Here is a 4829-nt window from a genome sequence, read left to right on the forward strand (position 1 = left end):
CAGCCAGGCTGACTACCAACGGCTGTCGGAGTTTCGCTACCTGATCCGCCGCTTCCTAGAATTCAGCCAGGTCCAGGCGGAAGACGCCGGCCTGACCCCGCGCCAGCATCAGGCGCTGCTGGCAATCAAGGGATTCCCGGGCGGCGGCCCGGTGACGGTTGGCGACCTCGCGGAACGCCTGCGCATCCGCCACCACAGCGCCGTCGAACTGGTCAACCGCCTCAGCGAGGCAGGACTGGTCGCAAGGGACCAGGACAAGGACGACCATCGCCGCGTGCTGCTGCAGTTGACCGAGCGCGCCGACGATTGTCTGGCCGAGCTGTCGGCGGCGCATCTCGACGAACTGTCACGCATCGAACCGATGCTGCGGCGGCTGCTCGATCGCACGTGAACACTCCGGCGTCTTTGTGGGGCGACACGAATTATTTCCCAGTGCCCGAATCCTTTCGCCTCACAATAGCGTCTCGAAGATGAGCGACCTCAAAGGCGCAGGGCAACTAGGAGGACAACAGCGATGAAACGCCACCTGATACGCTACAAGACGAAGCCGGAACGGACCGACGAGAATGAATGGCTGGTCAAGGCCGTGTTCCTGGAGCTGCGGGAAAAATCGCCGGAAGGCGTTCGCTACATGACATGGCGATCTAACGACGGGTCCTTTGTCCATCTGGTCGAGACGGAAACCGAGGCCCATGCCGACATCATCACCGGGCTGGCGGCATTCGAGGCCTTTCAGAGTGGCATCAGGGATCGCTTGATCGAGCGTCCGCAGCGCGAGGAAATGACCGTGGTGGGCCATTACCGGATGCTGGACCAATAACGGCGAACAGAGGCGCATGAACATTCCTGGCGAGATCCGTGAGCCTTTTGCCCGCCTGTTCGGCGAACTGCGTCCCAAGCTGCACCGCTATTGCGCCCGCATGACGGGCTCGGTCATCGACGGTGAGGACGTGCTGCAGGAAGCGCTGACAAAAGCGTTCGAAGCTCTGCCCAACGCCGGCCCGATCGCCAACCCGGAAGGCTGGCTGTTTCGCATTGCCCACAATGCTGCACTCGATTTCCTGCGCCGTCGCGCCCGTGAAAAGGCCTTTGCCGATGAGGATCCGGACATGATCGTCGACCCGGCAAACCCCACCGTCGACCGTCAGGCCGCGGCGGCCGGACTGCATACCTTCATGCGCCTTCCCGTCGCGCAGCGAAGCAGCGTCATCATGATGGACGTTCTGGGCTATTCGCTGCAGGAAATAAGCACCACACTCGACACCAGCATTCCCGCGGTTAAGGCGGCGCTGCATCGTGGTCGCCATCGGCTGCGCCATCTTGCGGACGAACCGGACGACCGCCCTGTTCCGAGATTGAGCAACGCAGAGCGTCTGTTGCTCGAAGCCTATATCGATCGTTTCAACGCCCGCGACTTCGACGCGGTGCGCGACATGCTGGCGGATGAAGTCCGGCTGGAGCTGGTGGCCAGGACGCGGCTCAACGGCCGCAAGGAAGTCGGCACCTACTTCGGCAACTATTCCCGAGTGCAGGATTGGCGTTTCGTACCGGGCTTCGTCGAAGACAGGCCGGCGATCCTCGTCCGCGATAGCGATGATCCGGCGGCGCGGCCATCCTATTTCATCCTGCTGGCCTGGAAGGACGGCAAACTCTTGACCATCCGGGATTTCCGCCACGCCCGCTACATCGCAGACGGCGCCGAGTTGTTCGTGCTTTGAAACGATTTCGGGGCGAAAAGGCCTCTCGTGCTGCCTACTGCCTACTGCAGCGACTTCAGCAGATTGTCGAGCGTGAACGGATTGGACTTCGGCTTGGCCGGCGGCGGGTTGTCGTTGGCCTCCGGCAGCGGCGCACGCTCCATCTTCGGAGCCTGCTGCGCGGCCTTGCGCTCAGCCTCGAGCTTTGCCTTTTCCTGCGAGGCAATGCGCATCGCCTCTTCCGCCTTCTGCCGCTCCTGCTCGTCGGCCTGTGCCTTGGCCGCTTCGTCGGCGGCCTGCTGTTCGGCAGCGGCCTTGGCGTCCGCATCCGCCTTGGCTTTGGCATCCGAGTCAGCCTTGGCTTTCGCCTCCGCTTCGGCCTGAGCTTTGGCGTCGGCTTCAGCTTTCGCCTGGGCGTCCGCTTCGGCCTTGGCCTTGGCGTCAGCCTCGGCTTTCAGCCGGGCTGCTTCCTCCTGTTTGCGCAATTCCTCGGCGGCATTGTCCCGTTCGGTCTGCAGCGCCGCGTAATAGCGCACTTCGCGCCGCAGCCGCTGCTTCTCGAGCAGAGCAGCCTGCATCGCCTCGACGCGCTGCTGCTCCTTCTCCAGCGCGCGCTGGGTTAGGAACTGTGCCAGCGGCTCGCTGTCGAACTGCCGCTTCACGGCGCCGAACGGCCCCTCGGCGGTGAAGTTCACGACCGGTTCGGAGCCGACCTGGGCCTCGTCGCCTGGCCGATAGGTGATCGCCCCTTTGGCCGACACCATGGCTGTGTTGAGATCAGCTGTGATGTCAGCGGACAAGGTCGCAGCCGGATTGTCGAGGCTGATGGGCGGCGCCCTCAGCATGCCGCCGGCAACCGTGAAGGCGATGTCGGTGTCCTTGGCGGCGAGACTGCCATCGGCGGCGATGTCAGGCGCGAAGCCGGCGGTCTTGGCCGCATCGATGTCACGCCCGATCGCATCCGCCTTGGCGAGGAACGCACTGAACGCATCGGGATTGACGCCGGCGACCTGCAAGCTCTTCAGCGTCGCCGTACCGGATCCGGACAAGGCGGCGACCATCCCTTCGACCGATTTGCCGCTGCTTGACAGCGCCGTCGAGAAATCGCTGATGCCGCTGATGCCTGCATCCGGCAGCACGGTCGCCAGATCGGCGCCAGCCAGTTTCATCTGGCCGGTGAAAAGTCCTGTGCCGTCATTGTTCTTCAGCTCGAACAGGCCTGTCAGCGCCCCACCCAGCAATTTCGCCTTCAGATCCGAAACGCGGATGCCTTCCTGGTCGAGCTTGAGCGAAAAGGCGGCATCATAGGCGGTGGCGAACCGGCCGGCGGCGAGCGCTGCCGTCGTCAGGTCGAGGTCGGCGGTGAACGGCAGGCTGGATTTCTGGCTGAACGGTGTGGCCGGCCACACCCCGCTCTTATCGGCCACTTGCTTGTCGGCCCCCTCCTGGTCGACAAGAAAGGCGGAATCGCCGAACAGTGCCACTGCCATCGGATCGAGGTCGAGTTCGTCGAGCACCAGCGCACCGGCCAGATGTGGCACGCCGGCCTTGCCGTCGACCCCCTCCTTCACATCGACATTGACGTCGCCGGACACCGCCGCTTCGTTGATGGCGCCGTTGAGTTCGTCCAGCACCAGCAGACCGTTGCCATAGTCGCCCTGCGCGGCGAGCGACGTCGACATGCCGGCTCCCATGCCCGGTAGGCCGATGCCTGATGTCATCAGCCATGGCTCGATGTCGGCAGCGTCAAGGCTGAGCTTGCCCTTGGCGGCGAGGCCTTGCGACGTATCGGCGATCGTGCCTTCGAAAGCGGCCTTGAAGTCGTCGCCGGCAAGGCTGAAACTCGTCGCCAGGCCGCCGCCAAGCGTGCCCTTGGCCTGAATGTCCGTGCTTGCCTCGCCCAGCATGCCGAGCGGCAGCGCCGGCAGGCCGTAAAGGGCCAGCAGCGCGGTGGCATCAGGGTTTTTGGCGTTGAAGGTCAGCGCCACCGGCGCTTCGAGAAGCTTGTCCACCGCCCCCTTCCCCGACAGCGACGCGGAAAAAGCCGAGCCGCCGGCCTTGCCTTGCCCGCTCACCGCCAGGCCCGTGGTGCCGTCGCCATTGTCGGCCGCACTCGCCACCAGGTCGACGCGCGCATCCTGGAACAGCTCGGGATAGGCGGCGGCACGGCTCGCCAGTCCCTTGAGCACGGCACTGTCGGGATAATGCTGGGCCGCGACGTCGATCAGCGGCTTCAGGTCGACGGCAACCACCGATGCATCGAGCTTGCCGGTCGGGCTTGCCGGGAAATCCTTGATCCTGCCGGTGGCGCTGATCGAGGCACCGGCCAGCCCGCCCACTGACAGCCGGTCGATTTCGAGCAGTCCGTCGCGCAGCCTCAGTGCGGTATCGACCGTGTCGGCGGTCAGCCCGCCGGCGTTGACCGGCCCAGCCTTGATCTGGAAATCGAGGTCGCGGTCGGCAAAGCGGTTGGCGCCCTTGTCACTGACGAAGATCGAGGCAAAGGCCGCCAGTCCGTCCACATCGAGTTCGCCGCCTTCGAGCCGCATCAGCACCGAAGGCTTGGCGTCGTCGGGCTGGCTGGAATCGATGCGGCCGGAAAACTTCGCCTTGCCCAGGATCAGTTCGAGATCGCTGAAGGCCTGACGCTTCTCCGAGAGCTCGACCTTGGCCTTGAAGCCGGCGGCGGGCAATCGGCGGATCGCCTCGTCGACATCCTTCGACAGCCAGGCGGCAAAGCCTGAGGGTTGCGCCACGGCCAGCAGCAACGAACCGTTGAAGCCGAAATGGCCCTCCACGTTGAGCAGGAGCATGCCATCGGCTTCCAGCGTGGTGCGGCCGGGCAAGGTCGCGGCAAGCGATTTCACCGACCAGCCGCCATCGACCGGCTCGGCGGAAAGATGAACGTCGCGCACCGTGGTGTCGCCGGCCACCACCGCTGGCAGCTTGACCTCGACGGTGCCGGGGATGGTCGGCTTCGGCAGGTCGAGAAGCGCCTGCTCAAATGCCGCGATGCGCTGATCCAGTGTCAGGCCGGCGCCGGCCTCGGCGCCCACCGCCTCGTCGAACTGCACCTGCGCGCCATTGGCCTCGATGGCGAAGCTCGGCTTCAGCCCGAGATCGACCGAGGCC

4 protein-coding genes are annotated in these 4829 nt (G+C 64.9%); 3 read left to right on the forward strand and 1 reads right to left on the reverse strand.

Going from position 1 to position 4829, the window contains the following annotated elements; all coding sequences use genetic code 11:
- From EN993_RS31505 to EN993_RS31515, 3 genes are all read left to right on the forward strand, one after another.
- Positions 1-391 (forward strand): helix-turn-helix domain-containing protein (locus EN993_RS31505; RefSeq protein WP_164757934.1); only part of this gene is annotated, 391 nt, incomplete at its 5' end.
- A gap of 123 nt (positions 392-514) precedes the next feature.
- Positions 515-820: a hypothetical protein gene (locus tag EN993_RS31510; protein ID WP_127265713.1), complete on the forward strand. Its 306-nt coding sequence runs from the start codon at positions 515-517 to the stop codon at positions 818-820.
- A gap of 16 nt (positions 821-836) precedes the next feature.
- On the forward strand, positions 837-1718 hold the full coding sequence (locus EN993_RS31515) for a sigma-70 family RNA polymerase sigma factor (protein WP_109668154.1): 882 nt from the start codon (positions 837-839) through the stop codon (positions 1716-1718).
- Between the two features lie 41 nt (positions 1719-1759).
- Here EN993_RS31515 and EN993_RS31520 read toward each other — a convergent pair.
- On the reverse strand, positions 1760-4829 hold a 3070-nt coding region (locus EN993_RS31520; RefSeq protein WP_127265714.1), incomplete at its 5' end, for an AsmA-like C-terminal region-containing protein.

This window comes from Mesorhizobium sp. M7D.F.Ca.US.004.01.2.1 (assembly GCF_003997785.1).
Lineage (GTDB): Bacteria > Pseudomonadota > Alphaproteobacteria > Rhizobiales > Rhizobiaceae > Mesorhizobium > Mesorhizobium loti.

Coding starts and splice junctions, on each gene's coding strand:
- EN993_RS31510 (WP_127265713.1), top strand. CDS start 515: ATGAAACGCCACCTGATACGCTACAAGACGAAGCCGGAACGGACCGAC.
- EN993_RS31515 (WP_109668154.1), top strand. CDS start 837: ATGAACATTCCTGGCGAGATCCGTGAGCCTTTTGCCCGCCTGTTCGGC.